The organism is Ideonella livida, assembly GCF_010499455.1.
Classification (GTDB): Bacteria; Pseudomonadota; Gammaproteobacteria; order Burkholderiales; family Burkholderiaceae_C; genus Ideonella; species Ideonella livida.
Genome location: NZ_JAAGOH010000047.1, coordinates 1 through 19,599 on the forward strand (window position 1 = coordinate 1; position 19,599 = coordinate 19,599).

Sequence of the window (19,599 nt, forward strand, 5' to 3'; positions counted from 1 at the left end):
CCCGGCCGGGCAACAGGTCGGCCGCCAGGGCGCCGGCCCGTGGCAGGTTGCCGCGTTCGGCGGGGGGCGGCAGGGTCTGGGCCTGGGCGCTCCAGGCGGCGCCCAGCAGGGCGAACAGGGCGGCGTTCGTGCCGCGTCCGCCGGTGGAGGGGCGCGGCGGGCGGTGTGCGGCGGAATGGGGCATGGCGGGACTCCGGCGGGCTGGACGGCGCCACTGTAGCGCGCGGACCCCGCGCCCCTCAGCCCCTCATGCCGGGTCGTCGCCGCCCGGGCGCAGGGTGCGCAGCAGCGCCATGGCGCAGATCAGCAGGCCCAGGCCAGGCAGGGCGCAGACGACGGCACACAACAGCTGTGCGGCGCGGCCGCGGTGGCTGGCCACGCGCCAGCCGCCCAGGGCGGCGGCCACGGTGACACCCACTGCGCCCACGCGGAAGGCCCAGGTGGGCGGTTGCAGCAGCAGCAGGCCCAGCAGACCGAAGCAGCCCAGGGCCAGCAGTGCGCGGGTCAGGCCGTCGCGGCCCTTGGCGGCGGGGCGCGCGGCCGGGTCAGGATCGGTCGGGTCAGGGGCGTTCCCGTCCGCCGAGCCTGCGGGGACCCGGGACCGTGGCGCGCTGGCCGCTGGTGCCGGGGCGGCCGCCGGGCCCGGCCCTGTCGCGCCGGCGCCGCCGGGCGCACGGCCCAGGCGGCGTTCCAGCCAGGCCACCACGTCCGTGTCTGGTGCCAGGTCGGCGGCAAGCCGCTGGGCTTCCTGCAGGCTTTCGGGGGGCAGCGGGGGGGCCGGGCCCCGGTGGCCCCGCTGGCCGGCGGCCAGTTGCAGGGCGCCGCCCAGCACAGGATCGGGCGGACCGCCCAGGTGACCTTGCCGAGCCAGGATGCCCAGGTTGTGCAGCGCCGCGGCGTTGCCGCCCTGGGCGGCCCGCAAAAAGCACTGCCGAGCCTGCGGACGGTTGACCGCCGTGCCCTCACCGCGGTAGTGGGCCAGGCCCATGTTGCACAGGGCGTCGGCATGACCTTGCGCGGCGGCCAGGCCCCACCAGTACACGGCGCCCTGCAGGTCGGCCGGCCGGCCCTCGCCCTTCAGGCACAGGCTGCCCATGATGTGCTGGGCTTCGGCCAAGCCCTGGCGGGCAGCGCGCAGCACCCAGTCATGACCCAGCGCCGGGTCGCGGGGCAGGCCTGGGGCGCCGTCCAGCAGGGCTTCGCCCAGGCGCAGCTGGGCCGCGGCGTCGCCGGCCTCGGCCGCCTGGCGCAGGCCGCCGGGGTCGACCGGCGCGTCAGCCAGGCGCTGCTCCAGATTGCGCAGCGCGGCCAGGGCGGGTGCGCAGCCGGCGCGTGCGGACAGGCCGTACAGGCGGCGGGCGGCCTGCAGGTCCTGGGGCAGGTCCTGTCCCTGCTCGTGGTGCCAGGCCAGGTTGTAGAGGCCCAGGGGGTGACCGGCACGGGCAGCCCGGCGCAGCCACTGCAGCGCCTGGGCCGGGTCGGCGGCCACGCCCCGCCCCTCGGTCAGCATGAGGGAGGCCAGGTACTGCGCGGTGGGATGCCCGCGCTGGGCCAGGGCATGCATGTCGTCCCAGGGGGCGAGCCCGGGGGTCTGGCGGATGCGCTGCTCCAGGGCCTGCAGGCGCTGGTCCAGGTCGGCGGCGGCCTGGGCCAGCACGTCGGCCGGGTCGTGGCGGGCCGCCTGTCCCGCGGGTGGGGGCAGCAGCCGCGCCATCCAAGCGCTGGCCAGGGCAAAACTGGCCTCGCCCACGGCCTGGCGCCATTGCCGCACCTTGGCCTGGCTGGCCTCGTCAGCCGGGCGCAGGCGCCTGTCCTCGCCGGTCTTCCAGGCCAGGGCCGACAGGCCCAGGGCGGCGGCCGCTGCCTGGTCCTGGCGCACGCCCTGGCCCCGCAGGTACAGGTCGGCCAGCAGTTCGCGGGCCATGCGGTTGCCCTGGCGCAGGGCGGGCTGCAGGCGGCTGGCGGCCAGGGCGTGGTCGCGCAGGGCCAGGGCGTCCAGCGCGGTGACGCAGGCGGCGCGGTCGTCCAGGCCCAGGCTCACGCCGTGGCCCAGGTGCAGTTCGCCGGCCTGGTCGTCGAACACGTTCAGGCCCAGCGCGACGGCTTCGCTCACCACGCAGGCCTGGGCCGCGTCCAGGTGGTCGCCGCTCATCAGGCCAAAGTTGAAGACGGGCACGTCGCTGGGCAGCACGTCCTGCAGGCCTTCGAGCCAAGGGCCTTCTCCTTCCTCGTCGTCCTCGGCGAAGTCGGGGTAGCGCCGGGCCAGGCGTTCCAGCAGGCGCTGGCAGGCGGCGTCTGGCGGGCCCGGGCGCTTGAACAGCAGGCGCAGTTGCTCCACCGCTTCCTTGAGGCTGCCGGGCCAGGGCAGGTCTTCGGGTTGCTTCCAGATGCTGATGACGTAGCTCATGGGCGGCGACGTTAGCCGCGTCGCGCGGCCGCTGACCAGCCGTGTGGCCACCGGCCAGGGGAGCCCCGGGGCCGCTCAGGCCCTCAGGCCTGTGGTGTTCAGGCCACCAGCTGGATCTGCGGGCCCAGGGCGGTGTCGGGCTGGCGCAGCCAGGCCTCGACCTCCTCGGCCGGGCAGGCCTTGGCAAACAGCCAGCCCTGCAGCTGGTCGCAGCCGTGCTGCCGCAGAAACTCGCGCTGCCCGGCGGTCTCTACGCCCTCGGCCAGCGTGGCCAGGCCCAGGCTGTGGGCCAGGGCGATGATGTTGGCCACGATGGCTTCGTCCTGGCGGTCGTAGTTGAGGCCCCGCACAAAGGACTGGTCCACCTTGAGCGTGTCCACCGCGAAGCGCTTGAGGTAGCCCAGCGAGGAGTAGCCGGTGCCGAAGTCGTCGATGGACAGGCGAACGCCCAGCTGCTTGAGGCTGGCCAGGGTGGCGATGGTGTGCTTGCTGTCCTCCATGGCCACCGTCTCGGTCAGTTCCAGCTCCAGCAGGTGGCCGGGCAGACCGTGGTCGCGCAGCAGGCCGATGAGCTGGTCGCGCAGGCCCGGGTCGCGGAACTGCACCGCCGAGAGGTTGACGGCCACCGGCACCACCGCCAGACCGGCGGCCCGCCAGGCGGCGGTCTGGCGCAGGGCCTCGCCCAGCACCCAGGTGCCGATCTCACGGATCAGGCCGCTCTGCTCGGCCAGGGTGATGAACTCGCCCGGCGGCACCAGGCCGCGCACGGGATGGCGCCAGCGCAGCAGGGCCTCCAGGCCGTGCAGCCGGGCGGTGGCCGCGTCCACCTGCGGCTGGTAGTGCAGCACCAGCTCCTGGCGGGCCACGGCCTGGCGCAGGTCCTGCAACAGGGCCAGGGTCTCGCGGGAGCGCTCCTGCAGCTCGCGTGAGAAGAAGCGCACCGTGCGCCCGCCGGCCCGCTTGGCCTGGTGCACCGCGCTGTCGGCCGCCTGGCTGAGCTGGGCCAGGTCCTCGCCGTCGGTGGGGAATTCGGCCACGCCGATGCTGGCGGCCAGGGTGACGGGCTGGCCCTGCACCTCCAGCGGCGCGGCCAGGGCCTGCATGAGCCGCAGGCCGATGGACATGGCGTCGCTGGCCCGGGTGTGGGGCAGCAGCAGCAGGAAGTCGTCGGCCCCCTGGCGGCACAGGGTGTCCTCGGGCCGCAGGTGCCGGCCCAGCCGGGTGGCCGCCTCGCGCAGCACGGCGTCGCCGGCCGCCAGGCCCAGGCTGCCGTTGATGGCGGCAAAGTCGTCCAGGTTCAGGTGCATCAGCAGCACCTGGCCGTGCTGCCGCTGGGCGGTGGCCAGGGCCACGCGGGCGCGGTCGGCCAGCAGGCTGCGGTTGGGCAGGGCGGTCAGCGCGTCGTAGTAGGCCAGGCGTTCGATGTGGGCTTCGGCGGCCTTGCGGCTGGTGGTGTCGGTGAACACACCCAGGTACTGGCGCACCTGGCCCTGGGCGTCATGGATGGCGCTGAGGGTGAGCCATTCGGGGTAGACCTCGCCGTTCTTGCGGCGGTTCCACAGCTCGCCCTCCCAGCGGCCCTGCCGGCGCAGCTGGCGCCACATCGCGGCGTAGAAGGCCGCGTCCTGGCGGCCGGATTTCAGCAGTGACGGCGGCCGGCCGGCCAGCTCGTCCAGGGTGTAGCCAGTCACCTCGGTGAAGGCCCGGTTGACAGTGACGATCCGGGTGTCGGCATCGGTGATGCAGATGGCCTGGTGGCTGTCCTCAAAGACGCGGGCGATCAGCCGGGCGTGCTCCTCGGCCTGTTTGCGGCCCGTGATGTCCAGCCAAGAGCCGATGACGCCTGCCGGCTGGCCGTCGACGTCGCGCACCAGCACGCTCTGGTCCAGGGTCCAGCGGTAGCCGTCCTCGGCATGGCGCAGCCGGTATTCGTGTTGCAGGCAGCCCTCGCGCAGCAGCGTGCCGCGGTGGGCGGCCATCACCCGGGGCAGGTCTTCGGGGTGCACGCGCTGCAGCCACCAGGCCGCGTCAGGCGGCGTGCTCTCGGGTGAGAAGCCCAGCATGTCCAGCAGTTGGGGGCTGATGAAGTCGGTGTCAAAGCCGCCGTCGGCCCGAAGGCGCAGGGCGTAGAGCACGGCGGGCGATACGTCCACCAGGCGCTGCAGCCGCTCGTGCTGCAGCTGGGCATGGGCGGCCAGGGCCTGGTGCTGCAGCGCGGTGCGGCGCGCCAGCAGACCCACCAGCAAGGCGCTGAGGGTGACGAAGAGCAGGCCCTTGCCTGTCTGCAGCAGCGAGGTCTCGACCACGCTCAGGCCCAGCAGGTCCACGGCATGGTCCGACAGCAGCACCGAGGCGGCGCCAAAGATCAGGAAGGCCAGCGTGACCTTGAGGGCGCTGAGGCTGGGAGAGGGCGGGAGCTTGGGGATCACGGCAAGGGACGGCGGGGCGCTGGAACTTCAGGTGCGACGGGGCCCACGGCGGGATCCCGCTGCATTGCAACCCACATGGGCGGGCAGCAAGGGGCGGAAGTGCCGGGGGATGACCGGCCGCTTCCGGCTACCTGCCCGTGGCCGCGGCACGCCGATGCCCGGCAGCAGCCCGGCCGTTCAGCCCTGCAGGCGTTCGAGCCGGTAGCCCAGGCCGCGCACGGTGTGGATGAGTGGGGGCAGGCCGTCCTCGTCGATCTTGGCGCGCAGGCGGCGGATGTAGACGTCCACCACATTGGTCAGCGGGTCCTCGCTGGCGCCCCACACGTTGGCCAGGATGCGCTCGCGGCTGAAAAGACGCCCCGGGGCGCTCATCATCAGCTCCAGCAGGGCGAGTTCGCGGGCGGTCAGGGCCAGCGGCCGCTCACCGCGGCGGGCCTGCATGCGCTCGCGGTCGAAGACCAGGTCGTCCACCTGCAGGCGGCGGGGTGTGCCCCGCTGCCAGTCCCGACCCCGGCGGGCCAGGGATTCCAGCCGCGCCAGCAGCTCCTCAAAGTCGAAGGGCTTGGGCAGGTAGTCGTCCGCCCCCAGGCGCAGGCCGGCCACGCGGTCTTCCACCGCGCCCAGGGCCGAGAGCATCAGGATGGGCAGGTTCACGCCCTCGGCGCGCAGGGTCTGGCAGATCTCCAGCCCGCCGATGCCGGGCAGCATCAGGTCCAGGACGAGCACCGTGCGCAGCGTCGGGTCGGCGTCCTCGCGGGCCTGGCGGGCGGCCGCGCGCGCGGCCGCCAGGCCGGTCTCGCCGGTGGCGGCCAGCTCCACCCGGTGGCCTTCGGCGCGCAGGCCGCGTTGCAGGAAGTCGGCGATGCGGGCGTCGTCCTCGATGATGAGCAGGTTCACGCGGGGCCTCCGGCGGTGCGGGCCGGCGCGATGGCCAGTGGCAGGCGCAGCACCGCGCAGGTGCCCAGGTCATTACTTTCCAGGTGCAACTGGCCGCCATGCGCCTGCGCCAAGGTGCGGGCGATGCTCAGCCCCAGGCCGCTGCCGTCGGGACAGTGGCGCCGGGCCTGCGCGCCGCGGAAATGGCGGTCAAACACCTGGGCCAGCTCATGCGGGGCGATGCCGATGCCTTGGTCCTGCACCCGTACCTCCAGCCAGGTGGGCGGCGCTGCGCCGGGCGCCGGCGGCGACACGGTCGGGGCCGGCTCGTGCGAGGCTTTGGTCGCCAGCCGCAGCGTCACCTCGCCGCCGGGACGGCTGTAGCGGGTGGCGTTGTCCAGCAGCACGCCCAGCAGTTGCCGCAGGCGCAGCGGATCGCCGTCCACCACATGGCTGCCGGTGCGTGGCGGCGCCGGGGCCAGGCGCACGCCGTGGCGGCTGGCCAGCGGCGCGGCCTGGGCCAGCGCCTCGGCGGCCAGTTCGTCCAGGTCCACCGGCTCGCGGCTCAGCGAGAGCGAGTCGATGTCGCTGCGGGCCATGGCCAGCAGGTCGTCGATGACCGAGCCCAGCTGGCGGGCGGTGTCGACGATGCGGGTGAGGGCCTGGCGGTATTCGGCCGCCGGCTTGTCCACCCCGCGCAGCGTGATCTCGGCCTCGCCCCGGATCACCGTGGTGGGGGTGCGCAGCTCGTGGCTGATGTCGGCGAACAGCCGGCGGCGCTGGGCATCGGCCTGGCGCAGCGAGGCCAGGGCGTCGGCCAGCTCGCGGGTGCGGGCGGCCACCTGATCCTCCAGGTGCTGGCGTTGGGCCGACTCGCGGGCCCGGTGGGCCTCCAGCTCGGCGGCCAGCGCGTTCACGCTGCGCGCCACCTCGGCAAACTCGTCGTCGCCCTGCAGCGGAATGCGGTGGTCCAGCCGGCCGTCCTGCAGGGCGTGGGCGCCTTCGCTGAGCTGCTGCAAGGGATGGCGCAGCGCCCGGCCAAAGTACAGGACCGCCCCCAGCGCCGTGGCCGCCAGCACCATGGCCGCGCCCAGCCACAGCCAGCGCACCCAGGCCATCACCGCGTCGGCGGCGGCGCGCTCACGCTGCACGGCGGCGGTCTCGCGGGCAATGTTCTCGGCGATCAGCAGGCGCACGTCGCGCCCGCCGGCCATGTCAAAGAGGCGGGACTGGGCCTCCCAGGCCTGCAGGGGGTCGGCGCCGGCGGGCAGGGGGCCCGCGTCGTTGACCGCGCGCACCAGGGCGGCGACGCTGTCCTGCAGCAGGTCCAGGGTTTCGCGCCGGCGCAGGTGTTCCTCGCGGGCCTCGGCGCCGCCGTCCAGTTCCACCGCCTGCTGCGCCAGGGCCTGCAGGCGCAGCAGGGTGCCCTGCATGGCCGCCTGCAGTTCGGCCCGGGCGGCCTCGTTGGCGCTGGCGCCCTGCTGCCGCTGGGCCACCCAGGTGCGCAGGCGCTGCTTCTGGGCCGAGAGCTGGATGAAGGCGGCCGCGATGTCGCTGGCCACCCGGCCGCGCACCACCTGGCGTTCGGTGACCGCCAGCGAGGCGGCCGCCAGCAGGGCGGTGGCCACCACGACGGTGGCGATCAGGACCAGGACCAGGGTGAGGCGGCGTCTGAACATGGGCCGCGATTGTCCCCAGCCCGGCCTGTCCACGCCGGTCTGTCATCTTCTGTTCATCTGGCCGTCAGGGCCCGCTCATGTGGCGCTCAGGCAGGGTTCAAGGCCGGGGGATGCAATGGCGTCAGCGGCCCGGCGCCCTGGTGGACGCCGGCCCCGCCCTCATCCTGACCGACCCCGGAGAACCCGAATGATGCTCAAGACCCTTGGAATGTCCGCCCTGGCCCTGGGCCTGCTGTCCGCCGCCCAGGCCCAGACCGCCGCGCCGGCGGTGGTGGTGCAGCGCGCCGTCACCGAGGCCGAGGTGGTGGCCGCCCAGCAGGCCTGGTGCCAGGCGCTGGTGGACATCAGCACCGCCCACGCCCAAGGCGGCCAGGCCGCCGCCAAGGCCCTGGCCGAGAAGGTGATCGACAGTGCCTATGGCTACCAGTACGGCGCGGTGCTGTTCAAGCCCACGCTCACCGTCAACCCGCAGACCTTCCGCACCACCCGGGCCGGCGCGCTGGCCTACTTTGTCGGGGGCGACGCCGCCTTCCCCAAGGACACCGGCTTTGCCCTGAAGGGCTGGACCCAGTGCCGTGCGGTCAACGCCGGCGTGCTCATCGCCGGCCAGACCGCCACCACGATGGGCAAGGTCCACATCACCGGCAAGGACGGCAAAGTCACCACCGTGGACAAGACCTGGCAGTTCATGAAGGACGATGCCGGCCGCCTGCGCATCGTGCTGCACCACTCCTCGCTGGAGTTTGCGGGCAGCTGAGCCTGACCGGCGGTCAGGCCGTCGCCGGCGGGGCCAGGCGCTGGCGCGCCAGCGCTGCGGCCCAGGCCGCGGCGGCACAGCCGGTCATGGCCAGGGCCATGACCGAGGCGTCCACATGACCCCCGGCTTCCAGCGCCGCGCCCACTGCCGCGCCCAGGGCGAACTGCAGTGTGCCCATCAGGCCCGAGGCCAGGCCCCGGTGCTGCGGCGCGTGGCCGGAGAGCGCCAGCGCTGAGCCGTTGGCGCTGACCAGGCCCAGGCCGGCCATGAACAGGCCCAGGCCCAGCAACAGCGGCCACAGCGCCTGTGGCGCCCACCACCCCAGGCCCACCAGGCCCAGGCCCACGAGCGTGACCGCCGGCAGCGCCGCGGCCAGCACCTGCGTGGGCCGCCAGCGGCGCACCAGCTGGGCGTTGACCTGCGAGGCCAGGGTCAGCACCAGCGCGTTGGCGGCAAAGACCGCGCTGAACTGGCCCGTGCTCAGCCCGTGCTGGCCGATCAGCACAAAGGCGCTGGCGCCGATGTAGGCGAACATGCCGGCGCTGGCCAGCGGCCCCACCAGCACCGCCAGCGCAAAGCGGCGGTCGCGCAGCAGCGTGCCCCAGGCCTGCAGCGGCCCGGGCCGTGGCGTGCCGGCGGGGGCATGGTGGACGGGCCGGTGGTCGTCCAGACCGCGCCACACCGCCACCAGGGCGGCGGCGGCCAGCACCGCCAACAGCACGAAGATGCCGCGCCAGCTCGTCAGGCCCAGCACCGCCGTGCCCAGGCTGGGCGCGGCCACCGGCGCCAGGCCGATGACGGCCATCAGCCGTGACATGGCGCGGGCCATCTCGGCCTCGCCCTGCACCCGGTCGGCCACGATGGTCAGCGGCATCACCACGCCGGCGCAGCCGCCCAGGGCCTGCAGCAGGCGCCAGGCGGTCAGCTCGCCCACGCTGGCGGCCTGCGCGCAGCCCAGTGAGGCCAGCAGGAACAGCGCCAGGCCCAACATCAGCGGCAGGCGCCGGCCCCAGCGGTCGGCCAGCTGGCCATAGGCGATCTGGCCGGCGGCCATGCCTGCCAGATAGGCCGCCAGCGTGCCCTGCACGGCCGACTCCGGCGCGTGCAGGTCCTGCGCCATGGTGGGAAAGGCGGGCAGGTACATGTCGATGGCCAGCGGGGCAAAGCCGATCAGGCTGCCCAGCAGGACCAGCAGGCCCGGGGTCAGGCCACGGGGCGCTTCGTGGGCGCCCGGGGCCAAGAGGGTGGTGCGCATGCGGAAATCAGTCCTCAAGGTTTTCGTGAAAGTCAGCCTGCCCGTGGGTCCAGTAGGCGGCGGCGCGCACCTGGCCCCGGTGCAGACCGAGGGTATCCAGCAGCAGGCCGCGCACATCGCGTGCCACTTGCCGTTCAGCGGCGACCCAGGCCAGGCCGCGGCCCTGCGGGCGGGGCAGGGCGGCCAGGGCCTGCAGCAGCGGGTGGCTTGTGTGCGGCGCCGGTCGGGGCACCACCACCAGCTGCCGGCCCGGGCCCAGGGCCAGGGCCGGCAGCGCGGCCTCGGGGTGGGCCAGGTCCAGCACCACCGTCACCGCCACGCTTTCGGGCAGTTCCTGCAGGCGGCGGCTGATGGCCGGCAGGGCCGACTCGTCGCCCACCAGCCACTGCCAGGCCAGGTCCACCGGCCACACGGCCGAGCCGCGGGGGCCGCCGATGACGGCGGCGTCGCCCCGCTGGGCCTGGGCGGCCCAGCGCGAGGCGGGCCCCTCGCCGTGCAGGGCGAACATCAGGTCCAGGGTGCCGGCGGCGGTGTCCACCGCCAGCGGGGTGTAGTCGCGCATCACGGGGCGCGGGCCGGTGTAGGACGGGTCAGGGCGGCCGCCTGGGCCCAGCGGGGGCAGGGGCACGGTGCGCTCGCCCGGCGGGGGCAGCAGCAGCTTGACGTGGTCGTCAAAGCCCAGGCTCACCAAGGTCTTGACGGCTTCGCCCTGCAGACGGATGCGACGAAGGTGAGGGCTCACGTCTTCAATGGCCGCCACGGTAACGGGCCGGCGCTCCAGGGCGTGGCGTACGCGCTGGGGCACCGGTACGTCGGCAGGCGGGAGGGTGGCGGCCTGAGGGGGTTGGAAGGTGGGGGCGGCCGACGCCGGCCGCAGGGCATGGTCATTCATGCTTCAGGTCTTTGGTTGATTAAGTCAACCTATCGTCCGACAATAGGTTGACCGAGTCAACTTTTTGCCGGCATAACCCCAGGGCGCCACAGGGACTTGGACACGGACAATGCGAGCCCAGACATGAACACCTCTTCCCCCGCCGGCGATGCGCCGGCTCCTGCCTGCTGCCCCGGTGCGGCCGACAGCGCCACGCCCGCTGGCCAGGCGCTGGACCAGCTCAACCGGCTGATGTTCCGCTTTCGCGGCCAGTTGCACCGCCTGATGGCCGAGGCCGGCGTGGAGGGCAACCCCTCGGAGCTGAAGGCCCTGCTGCACATTGCCCACCGGCCGGGCTGCGCGGCGGCCGAGCTGGTGCGTGACAGCGGCCGCGACAAGGCCCAGGTGGCCCGCCTGGTGCAGGCGCTGGAAGACCGCGGCTGGCTGCGCCGCGCGCCCGATGCCCAGGACCGCCGGGTGCAGCGCCTGCACCTCACGCCTGAGGGCGAGGCGGTGCATGCCCGCATGCGTGCGGTGCGCGATGCCGAGGCGCGGCAGCTGCTGGGCCGGCTCACGGCGCCGGAGCAGACCCAGCTGGCCGCGCTCCTGGCCAAGCTGCAGGGCTGAGGGGGCGCGGCCATGGCCCTGATCAAGACCGATTGGTCCCCCGAGCTGCAGCAGGTGCGCGAGACCCTGGACCGGGCGGTGGACGAGAAGCTGGGCCCCCTGGTGGACCGGGCCATCCGCCAGGCCGGCCAGGAGATGAACAAGGTGGTGGGCCAGGCGGGAGACCGCCTCGAGACCACCATCCAGGTGCTGTCTGAGGAGGTGCACAACCAGCGGCAGCTCACCCGCGAAGACCTGGTCTTTCTCATCGACTACGCCAGCGACCGCCTGGCCCACACGCTGGACGCGCGCCTGGCCCAGGCCAAGGCCGAGGCTTCGTCCTTCATGACCGAGAAGGTCGAACAGCTGCGCCAGGAGCTGGAGGACGCTGCGGTGCGCAGCCGCCGCACCCTGTACGCCAACGTAGCCATTTCGGTGGCGGGTGCCCTGGCCATGGCCGCGGTGGGCCTGGTCTACAAGAAGATCTCGCTCGGAGAGGTCGATCCCTTTGCGGCGTTCAGGGTGCTGCTGCTGTCGCTGGCCACGGGTACCGGGCTGTTTGCGGCGCTCAAAGGGCTGGGCCAGTGGTTGGCCCTGAACCGCCACAAGCGCAACCTGGCCGCGGTGGCGCTGCAGCAGCTGGGGCCGCTGCGGCCACAGGGGACGCTGGGCCTGTTTGTGCTGGCGGTGGTGCTGTTGCTGGCCTGGGCCGGGGCCACGTTCTGGGTGGCCTGAGCGGCGCCGCGGCCGCAGTGCGGCCCGGCCTCAGTCCCGCGGCTCGCCAGCGTCCAGCACGCCGCGGCGGAAGCACTCGGTGATGTGCATCACCGGCCCGTCGGGGGTGTGGATCACGTAGCTGCGGGTGGCGGCCTCGTCGGGCAGGCCGGTGCTGGCCCACAGCAGGGCGCTCACGGCCGGGTCCAGCGGCAGGGGCTGGCGGCGGATCCACAGGCGCGCCAGCAGGTGACCGATGGGCGTGCGGCCGGCCAGCAGGTCTTGGGCCACGTCGTCAGGCACGGTGGCCAGGGCGATCCAGGACAGGTTGTCCATCATCACCACGCCGCGGTGGGACAGGCTGACCCGCCGCTGCAGGAAGGCCGAGCCGGGCAGCGCCTGGCGCACACTGGCCGGCAGGTCCTGGGCCGCCGCTCCCTCCACCACCGCCTGCCCGTGCACGGTGAGCGTGACCGGGCCACCCGCCACCGTTTCACACAGCCGCGTGGCCGAGCCGTCCTGCGCCAGGTGCAACTGCGCCTGCTGGCGCACCAGGGGCAGCCAGGCGGCGGGCCAGCCGTCCAGCAGGCGCTGGCGGCGCAGCGGTGGGGTGTCGTGCAGGCCACGCGTCGAGCCATCGTCAGCGCCATCGCTTGGGCGGTCTGGCGGCGTGCCCGGCGGCAGCATGGGTTGAAGATCTGGCGGGGTCTGGGGCATGGTGGTCAAGCGCATCGCGGGGCGCGATGATGCCTGCAGCGCCGGGGCCCGTGTTCGGTCTGGTAATAATCATATGTTTCCAATATTATTGAAATATGGAATCAGACACCTGCCACACACCCGTCCCGCCTGATGATGCTGGGTCCGTTGACCTGGCCACCGCGCTCAACCAAGCGTGCCATTGCCGCACCCTGGATGCGCAGCGCCTGGCCCGGGAGCTGGAGGCCGACCCCGCGCTGGCCGGCCTGGGCGAGCGGCTGGCGGTCAGCCACCCGCACCTGTTCGCCGACACGGTCGTCTTCATCGGCCCGGCCATGCAGGCCCAGGTGCACCAGGCGGTGGCGGCGCTGCACCGGGTCATGGCCTTGCCGGGGTTTGTGGAGCAGGCGCTGGCTGCCGCGCCCGCGCTGGCCCAGCGCGACTGGGGCCCCACGGGCGCATTCATGGGCTACGACTTTCACCTCACCCCGCAGGGGCCGCGGCTCATCGAAGTCAACACCAACGCCGGTGGCGCCTGGCTCAACGCCCCGCTGGCGCGGGCCACCGCGGCCTGCTGCGGCGCGTGGTGCACAAGCCCGACGCCCGACAGCGGCGCGCTGCCGCTGCCCAGGCTGGAGGCTGTGTTGGTGGACAGCCTGCGGGCGGAATGGACGCGCCAGCGTGGCCCGGTGCCCTGGCGCACCGTGGCCGTGGTGGACGATGCGCCGCAGGCGCAATACCTGGCACCAGAGTTTGAGCTGGCTCGCGGCGCCCTGGCCCGCGCCGGTCTGCAGGCGTGGGTGCTGGACCCCACCGCCCTGCGCTGGCACGAAGGCCGCCTGTGGGCGGAAACGCCGCAGGGCCCGGTGGGGGTGGACCTGGTCTACAACCGCCTGACCGACTTCAGCCTGGACGAGCCGGCGCACACCGCCCTGCGCCAGGCCTACGAGGCCGGTGCGGTGGTGCTCACCCCCAACCCGCGCGCCCACGCCCTGCAGGCCGACAAGCGCCACCTCATCACCTTGGGTCAGGCCGACCGCCTGGCCGCCTGGGGCGCCAGCGCCGAGGACCTGGCCACCCTGCAGGCGGTGGTGCCGCAGACGGTGGCCGTGGTGCCGGCGGTGCAAGCGGCCCTGTGGGCCCAGCGCCGGCAGTGGTTCTTCAAGCCCCGCAGCGGCTATGCCGCCAAAGGCGCCTACCGCGGCGACAAGCTCACCCGCCGGGTGTGGGAAGAGATCTGCGCCAGCGGCGACTATGTGGCCCAGGCCCTGGTGCCGCCAGCCCAGCGGGTGGTGGGGCAGGCGCCGGACGGCTCAGCCCTGAAGTTCGACCTGCGCGCCTATGCCTACCAGGGGCAGGTGCAACTGCTGGCTGCCCGCCTGTATGCCGGTCAGACCACCAATTTCCGCACCCCAGGCGGCGGGTTTGCGCCGGTGGCCGTGCTGCCGGTCTGAGACCCCGTGCCGTTCAGCCGGGCGCCCCTTCAGGGCCGCAGCACCTTGGCCACCGCGTTGGGCCGCAGGCGGAAGGCGTCGGGCATGCCCGAGCCCAGCAGCGGTCGCAGGTACAGGCGGAAGGCGTCGGTCACGTCGGTGCCGCAGGGGCTGATGAAGGCGTCTTCCATGGTGCGGGTCTTGCCGGCCACGGCCTCCAGCGGCAGCAGCGCGTAGTCCACCGAATAGGTGCCGGTGCGCTGGATGGCCACCGAGCCGTCGCGGCCTCCCGCGGCCCCGCCCTGAAAGGCGAACTGCACTGCCTTCTCGCCCACCTCTCGCGCCTCGCGCGCGTCCACGTCGCTCACGCAGCCGATGAAGCTGCGCTGCAGGTAGCCGAAGGTGTCGCCGCGCACGCGCTTGATGCCCAGCTGGCCCTTGATCTCCTCGCACAGCAGGTCGGCCAGCGCGCCGCTGCCCGAGAGCTGCACATTGCCGTGGGCGTCGTGCTCCAGGTCCTTGGCCAGCTGCGCGGCAATGGGCTGGCCGCTGGCGTCGTGGATGCCCTCGCTCACCGCGATGACGCAGCGGCCGTGGCGGGTGTACATGGCCTTCACATCGGCCAGGAACTTGGGCAGCTCAAAGGTGCGCTCGGGCAGGTAGATCAGGTGCGGGCCGTCGTCGGCAAATTTCTTGCCCAAGGCCGAGGCGGCCGTGAGGAAGCCGGCATGCCGGCCCATGACCACGCCCACGTACACGCCCGGCAGGGCGGCGTTGTCGAGGTTGGCGCCGCTGAAGGCCTGGGCCACAAAACGCGCTGCGCTGGGAAATCCTGGCGTATGGTCATTGCCCACCAGGTCGTTGTCGATGGTCTTGGGGATGTGCACGCAGCGCAGCGGGTAGCCGGCGGCGCGCGCCTGCTCGCTGACGATGCGCACCGTGTCCGACGAGTCGTTGCCGCCGATGTAGAAAAAGTGGCTGATGCCGTGGGCCTGCAGCACCTTGAAGATCTCCTGGCAGTAGGCCACGTCGGGCTTGTCGCGGGTGGAGCCCAGGGCCGAGCTGGGCGTGCCGGCCACCAGCTCCAGGTTGTGGCTGGTCTCCTGCGTCAGGTCCACAAAGTCCTCGTTGAGGATGCCGCGCACGCCGTGGCGCGCGCCGTACACCAGCTCCACGCCGCGCTGGCGCCGCGCCTCCAGCACCACGCCCACCAGGGATTGGTTGATCACGGCCGTGGGGCCGCCGCCCTGGGCCACCAGCACCTTGCCACCTGTCATCGCGCTGCTCCTTGTGAGGTTGGAAGACCCATCCTAGTCCAGAGCCCGGCGTGCCTTGGCCACCAGGCCCTCCAGCCAGTCCTGGTGGCCGTTGATCATGGGGTTGGGCCTGGCGCGGGCCAGTTCCAGCGCCGGGGCGCCCTTCTGGGTTTCCTGGGTCAGGATGCGCACGCGGCCGCCGTCCAGGTCTTCCACCAGCCAGGCGTGGTGCACGTCCAGGCGGTCGGCGGCGCCGGGCTCACCGGCCCAGCCGTGCCAGGCCACACGGCCGGGTTGGCCCGCCGAGGGGGCCACGTATTCCGTGCACTGTGCTTCCACCGGAAAGCCGAAGGTCTCAAAGTAGAAGCGGTCACCGTCGGCCAGCTGTGGTCCACGCCCGTCGTGAAATCGGGGGTGGGCTGAGTTGGCGTAATACGTGGGCCACAGCGCGGGGGTGACCAGCAGCGGCCAGACCTCGGCGGCGCTGAGGCCGGCCACGATGACCTCGTTGGAGCAGAAGTTGTCGGTGAAGCCCGGGACAAAGCCTGTGGGCCAATGGATGGCGTGTGGTGGCATGGGGGTGTTCTCCATCGTCAGACAAGGGGCGGGGCCGGCAGGCCGTGGTGCCCTGGAGACGACATGGTGGAGCGTGGTTGCCCATAAATCCAATCATGGTTCTGTATAAAAATCATCAGCATGGCTGATATCAGAACCTTGGACCTCAACCTGCTCAAGGCCTTTGACGCGCTGATGGACGAGCGCAGCGTCACCCGCGCCGCCGCCCGCCTGGCGCTGACCCAGCCTGCCGTCAGCGGCATGCTGGTGCGCCTGCGCGATGCCTTTGAGGACCCGCTGTTTGTACGCGCCTCACGCGGGGTGGTGCCCACCGCCCGGGCCGAGGCCCTGGCCCCCGCTGTGCGCCAGGTGCTGCTGGGGGTGGCAGCCTTGCTGCAGCCCCTGCAGTTCGACCCGGCCCACGCCCGCCTGACCCTGAACGTGGCCGCCACCGACTACGCGCTGCGCGCCGTGGTGCTGCCCTGGCTGGCCGCTTTGCGCGCCCAGGCGCCCGGCGTGCGCTTGGCGGTGCAGCCGGTGGACGATGGCCGCGTGGTCGGCCAGCTGGAGCGTGGCGAGATTGACCTGGCGCTGAGCACGCCGCAGGCTGCGCCGCCCGAGCTGCACGCCCGCCACCTGTTTGACGAGCACTATGTCTGCGTGGCCCGCACTGGCCACCCGGCCCTGGCCGACGGCCCGTGCACGCTGGAAGCCTTCTGTGCGCAGGACCACGCCCTGGTGTCCTATGGCGGCTCGCCATTTGAAGGCGCCACCGACCGCGCACTGGCCGCCCTGGGCCACCAACGCCGCGTGGTGGCCTCCGTGGGCAGCTTTTTGATGCTGCCCGAGCTGCTGCGCCGCACAGACCTCCTTGCCGTGGCCCCGGCGCGTCTGGTGAGCCAAGAGCCCGGCTTGAGCACCTGCGTGCCGCCGGTGGCCGTGCCCGGCTTCACCAAGATCGCGGTGTGGCACGAACGCAGCCACCGCGACGCTGGCCAGCGTTGGGCCCGCGAGCTGCTATGGGGCGTGTGCCAGTCCTACTGAATGCGGTCTCAAGCGTCCTCAAACCCGCGCAACACGTTCACCACGTTGCGCCCGATGTCGTCCACCAGGTAGCCGCCTTCCATCACGAACACCGTGGGCAGGCCGGCGCTGGCGATCTGCTGGCCCAGCCGCAGGTAGTCTGCCGTGCGCAGGCGGAAATGGCTGATGGGGTCATGCTCAAAGGTGTCCACGCCCAGTGACACCACCAGCAGCTCCGCCCCGTGGGCGCGGATGCGCGCCAGCGCCTGTGTCAACACCGGGCTGTACGCGGCCCAATCGGTGCCGTGCGGCAGCGGGTAGTTGGCGTTGGCGCCCAGGCCCTCACCCGCACCGGTCTCGTCGGCATGGCCCCAGAAGTACGGGTAGCTGCGCAAGGGGTCGCCGTGCAGCGAGGCAAAGAACACATCGGGCCGGCGGTAGAAGATGGCCTGCGTGCCATTGCCGTGGTGAAAGTCCACATCCAGCACCGCCACCCGGCCCACGCCCAGGGTGCGGGCATGCTGCGCGGCGATGGCGGCGTTGTTCAGGTAGCAATAGCCGCCAGCGTATTCCGGGCCCGCGTGGTGGCCCGGCGGGCGACACAGCGCAAAGGCGGCGCGCTGCTCGCCGCTGGCCACGGCGTCCAGCGCCGTCAAGGCCACATGGGCGCTGGCCTGCACCGCCGGCCAGGTGCCGCCATTGATGGGGGCCCCGGCATCCATCGCGTAGAAGCCCAGTTGGCCGTCAATGTGCTCGGGTTCGGGCGCTTGCCCGCCTTCACGCACCGGCCACACCAGGGGCAGGGCGTCGTGCTGGCGGCCGGTGGCCGTCCAGCGCGCCCAGGCGGTTTCCAGAAACTGCACATAGCGCTCGCTGTGCGCGGCCACCAGGGCGGCGCGGTCATGGGGCTGCTCGGTGCGCAGCTCGCCCAGACCGGCCGCGCGCACCTGGGCCAGGATGGTGTCGGCCCGCTGCGGGTGCTCAAACGAGGGCTTGATCGTGCCGTCCTTGAGTTCGGTGCCGTGGTGCAGGGCGTGGCGCGGGCTGTGGAGGGTGAGCATGGGCAGGCAGGGCAAAAGGACAAAAGACCTGCCGCCATGCTGCCGCCGGTGCCAGGCAAAAGCTTCGCCTTGTTTGCCGCCATCTGGCGACCATGGCGCAAAAGCAGTGCGTCTAACATGCCTGCATGAGCGAAAACTGTTCTCAAGACGGCCTGGACGCCACCGACCGTGCGCTGCTGCGCCTGTTGCAGGAAGACGCCACCCTCTCCAACGCGGAGCTGGGCGAGCGCCTGGCCCTGAGCGTGACGCCCTGCTGGCGGCGCCGCAAGCGCCTGGAAGCGCTGGGCTACATCCGCGGCTACCAAGCCAGCCTGGACCGCCGCAAGCTGGGCCATGGTGTGCTGGCCTATGTGCAGCTGCGTTTTGCCGACCATGCCACCGACGCGCCCGACCGTTTTGAGCGCGCCCTGCAGGCCTGGCCCCAGGTGCTGGCCTGCCACAAGGTGACGGGTGACGCCGACTACCTGCTCACCGTGCTGGCCGCTGACCTGGACGCCTACGGGCAGTTCATTGAACAGGTGCTGCGCAAGCAGCCCGGCCTGTCCACCATCCAGAGCACGCTCTCGCTGCGGGAAATCAAGGCCACCAGCCGGCTGCCGGTGTGAGGGGAGGGGCGCTCTCGGCTCCTTGTCGTGTTTGTTCTAGCCCGCCGCCGGGCGCCTGCCTAGGCTGGCGGGCATGAACACCACCACGTCGTCTCCTTCCGACCCGCGGGGGGCACCTGCGCTGCACGCGCAGTCCTCCCGCCCCCTCCAACGCCTGCAACACCCCGTCTGGCGCGCGGCGTTGTGGCTCGTCCTGGGGCTGGGGGCGGTGCTGCCGGGCTGGCAGTACGCCGTGTACCTGGCCCAGGGCGGCAGCCTGGCACCGGGGCCGTTTGCGGCGGCGGTCTCGGCCAACGGCTTGACCCTGGGCTTCACCTTGGACGCCTACCTCAGTGGCCTGGGCTTTGCCGTGCTGGTGGCGGCCGACCGCACCGCCGGCCCCCGCCGCTGGTGGGCGGTGCTGGTGTGCTTTGCCGTGGGCTTGGCGGTGGCCTTGCCAGGCTATGGGCTGTGGCGCGGGCGGGCCTCAACCGCCGTCTGACAGGACGGTCGGACGGCCGGTCGCAAGGCCGTGCGCCCCACCGGGCGCAGCATGCCGTGCCCGCCACGCCAGCGGCCAATGCGCCGCCTCCGGCTGCGCCTGGGCGAGCAGTTGCCCCAACGAGCCACCGGCCAGTTGGCGCAGGTCGCGGCCCAGGTGGGATTGGTCGGCGTAGCCGGCGTCTTGGGCCAGGGCGGCGCCGCGCAAGGGGCCGGCGCCGGGGGTGGCGGCCTGGGTCAGCGCCTGGCTGAGCGCGCCGTGCAGGCGCACCAGGCGTTCAAAGGCCTTGGGGCTCACCCCCAGGTAGGCCTGGCAGTGGCGTTGCAGTTGGCGCGGGCCCAGGCCCAGCGCGGTGGTGGCGGCCAGGCCATGCCGGCCCACGCCGCGGCACAGCCGGGCGACCGTTTGCCAGCGCTGGGGTGGGGCGGCGCGGGCCAGGGAGCGGCGCAGGCTGGCCGTCAGGGCGGCCAGGCGTTGGGCAGTGGAATGGGCGCGGCACAGCGCCTCGGCCAGTGTGGCGGCTTCTGCCGGGCCGGCCACGGCCACCCAGGGCAGCACGGCGTCGGTCAGCACGCCGGGGCCGGCGCCCAATAGGCAGGCCGCCGCCGCCGGCCGCACCAGCAGGCCCACGGCCTGCAGGCCGTCTGGGTGATCGTGCCGCGTGGGGCGGGTGCTGAGGGTGTGGAACAGCACCACGGGCGCTGGCGGGGTCTGCGGCACGGCCACCGGCCAAGTCACCGTGAGCATGGCGTGCGGCAGTGCCGGAAACAGCGTGTGCCCGGCATGGCCCTGTCCGGGCGTGTCCGGCGGCAGGTCCACCCGCACGCCAGCCTCCACGGCGTGAACCAGATCGGGCGGCGGCGGCAGGCTGCGGAACATGACGGCATGGTGCCGC

19 protein-coding genes are annotated in these 19,599 nt (G+C 72.9%); 7 read left to right on the forward strand and 12 right to left on the reverse strand.

The annotated features are described in order from the left end of the window. The 5 genes from G3A44_RS21445 to G3A44_RS21465 all read right to left on the reverse strand — a co-directional run. Window positions 1-184, reverse strand: a 184-nt coding sequence (locus tag G3A44_RS21445; protein WP_163459795.1) for a hypothetical protein, incomplete at its 3' end; no start/stop codon positions are given. A 63-nt stretch (window positions 185-247) separates the two neighbouring features. Continuing rightward, window positions 248-2,407, reverse strand: a complete 2,160-nt coding sequence (locus G3A44_RS21450; protein WP_163459796.1) for a tetratricopeptide repeat protein — start codon at window positions 2,405-2,407, stop codon at window positions 248-250. 98 nt (window positions 2,408-2,505) lie between these two features. Then, window positions 2,506-4,836: a putative bifunctional diguanylate cyclase/phosphodiesterase gene (locus G3A44_RS21455; RefSeq protein ID WP_163459797.1), complete on the reverse strand. Its 2,331-nt coding sequence runs from the start codon at window positions 4,834-4,836 to the stop codon at window positions 2,506-2,508. Between the two features lie 177 nt (window positions 4,837-5,013). Beyond that, window positions 5,014-5,733: a response regulator transcription factor gene (locus G3A44_RS21460; RefSeq protein WP_163459798.1), complete on the reverse strand. Its 720-nt coding sequence runs from the start codon at window positions 5,731-5,733 to the stop codon at window positions 5,014-5,016. Further along, window positions 5,730-7,391, reverse strand: coding sequence for a sensor histidine kinase (locus G3A44_RS21465; protein ID WP_163459799.1), 1,662 nt, complete (start codon window positions 7,389-7,391; stop codon window positions 5,730-5,732). Before G3A44_RS21465 ends, G3A44_RS21460 begins: the two co-directional genes overlap by 4 nt. 187 nt (window positions 7,392-7,578) lie before the next feature. Between G3A44_RS21465 and G3A44_RS21470 the strand changes: the two genes are divergently transcribed. Then, on the forward strand, window positions 7,579-8,148 hold the full coding sequence (locus tag G3A44_RS21470; RefSeq protein WP_203561519.1) for a metal-independent carbonic anhydrase family protein: 570 nt from the start codon (window positions 7,579-7,581) through the stop codon (window positions 8,146-8,148). A 13-nt stretch (window positions 8,149-8,161) separates the two neighbouring features. Here the strand turns inward: G3A44_RS21470 and G3A44_RS21475 are convergent, their stop codons facing one another. Both G3A44_RS21475 and G3A44_RS21480 read right to left on the reverse strand, forming a co-directional pair. Further along, window positions 8,162-9,403, reverse strand: coding sequence for a multidrug effflux MFS transporter (locus G3A44_RS21475; RefSeq protein ID WP_163459800.1), 1,242 nt, complete (start codon window positions 9,401-9,403; stop codon window positions 8,162-8,164). Window positions 9,404-9,410: 7 nt separating this feature from the next. After that, window positions 9,411-10,295: a siderophore-interacting protein gene (locus tag G3A44_RS21480; protein ID WP_163459801.1), complete on the reverse strand. Its 885-nt coding sequence runs from the start codon at window positions 10,293-10,295 to the stop codon at window positions 9,411-9,413. A gap of 123 nt (window positions 10,296-10,418) precedes the next feature. Here G3A44_RS21480 and G3A44_RS21485 point away from each other — a divergent pair, with 123 nt between their 5' ends. Both G3A44_RS21485 and G3A44_RS21490 read left to right on the forward strand, forming a co-directional pair. Further along, complete coding sequence (locus tag G3A44_RS21485; RefSeq protein ID WP_163459802.1) at window positions 10,419-10,901, forward strand: MarR family winged helix-turn-helix transcriptional regulator; 483 nt, start codon at window positions 10,419-10,421, stop codon at window positions 10,899-10,901. 12 nt (window positions 10,902-10,913) lie between these two features. Next, complete coding sequence (locus tag G3A44_RS21490; protein ID WP_163459803.1) at window positions 10,914-11,615, forward strand: hypothetical protein; 702 nt, start codon at window positions 10,914-10,916, stop codon at window positions 11,613-11,615. Between the two features lie 30 nt (window positions 11,616-11,645). On the opposite strand, the gene G3A44_RS21495 is transcribed toward G3A44_RS21490, so the two are convergent. Continuing rightward, complete coding sequence (locus G3A44_RS21495) at window positions 11,646-12,326, reverse strand: chorismate--pyruvate lyase family protein (protein WP_163459804.1); 681 nt, start codon at window positions 12,324-12,326, stop codon at window positions 11,646-11,648. An 80-nt stretch (window positions 12,327-12,406) separates the two neighbouring features. On the opposite strand from G3A44_RS21495, the gene G3A44_RS21500 reads away from it, so the two are divergent. Continuing rightward, the gene (locus tag G3A44_RS21500) at window positions 12,407-13,744 is read left to right on the forward strand and encodes a hypothetical protein (protein WP_163459805.1); all 1,338 of its coding nucleotides are present in this window, start codon (window positions 12,407-12,409) and stop codon (window positions 13,742-13,744) included. Window positions 13,745-13,773: 29 nt separating this feature from the next. On the opposite strand, the gene G3A44_RS21505 is transcribed toward G3A44_RS21500, so the two are convergent. Beyond that, window positions 13,774-15,000, reverse strand: coding sequence for a 6-phosphofructokinase (locus G3A44_RS21505; protein ID WP_163459806.1), 1,227 nt, complete (start codon window positions 14,998-15,000; stop codon window positions 13,774-13,776). Window positions 15,001-15,033: 33 nt separating this feature from the next. Then, entirely contained in the window at window positions 15,034-15,555 is a 522-nt protein-coding gene (locus G3A44_RS21510) for an SRPBCC family protein (protein WP_163459807.1), read from the reverse strand. A 120-nt stretch (window positions 15,556-15,675) separates the two neighbouring features. Here G3A44_RS21510 and G3A44_RS21515 point away from each other — a divergent pair, with 120 nt between their 5' ends. Continuing rightward, window positions 15,676-16,578, forward strand: a complete 903-nt coding sequence (locus G3A44_RS21515) for a LysR family transcriptional regulator (protein ID WP_163459808.1) — start codon at window positions 15,676-15,678, stop codon at window positions 16,576-16,578. An 8-nt stretch (window positions 16,579-16,586) separates the two neighbouring features. Here the strand turns inward: G3A44_RS21515 and G3A44_RS21520 are convergent, their stop codons facing one another. After that, entirely contained in the window at window positions 16,587-17,618 is a 1,032-nt protein-coding gene (locus tag G3A44_RS21520) for a histone deacetylase family protein (protein WP_163459809.1), read from the reverse strand. Window positions 17,619-17,743: 125 nt separating this feature from the next. Between G3A44_RS21520 and G3A44_RS21525 the strand changes: the two genes are divergently transcribed. Continuing rightward, entirely contained in the window at window positions 17,744-18,223 is a 480-nt protein-coding gene (locus G3A44_RS21525) for an Lrp/AsnC family transcriptional regulator (protein WP_163459810.1), read from the forward strand. A gap of 73 nt (window positions 18,224-18,296) precedes the next feature. Further along, window positions 18,297-18,704: a DUF2834 domain-containing protein gene (locus tag G3A44_RS21530; RefSeq protein WP_163459811.1), complete on the forward strand. Its 408-nt coding sequence runs from the start codon at window positions 18,297-18,299 to the stop codon at window positions 18,702-18,704. Here G3A44_RS21530 and G3A44_RS21535 read toward each other — a convergent pair. Beyond that, window positions 18,690-19,583, reverse strand: coding sequence for an AraC family transcriptional regulator (locus G3A44_RS21535; protein ID WP_163459812.1), 894 nt, complete (start codon window positions 19,581-19,583; stop codon window positions 18,690-18,692). The two genes, G3A44_RS21530 and G3A44_RS21535, sit on opposite strands and share 15 nt — an antisense overlap. Window positions 19,584-19,599: the final 16 nt, after the last annotated feature.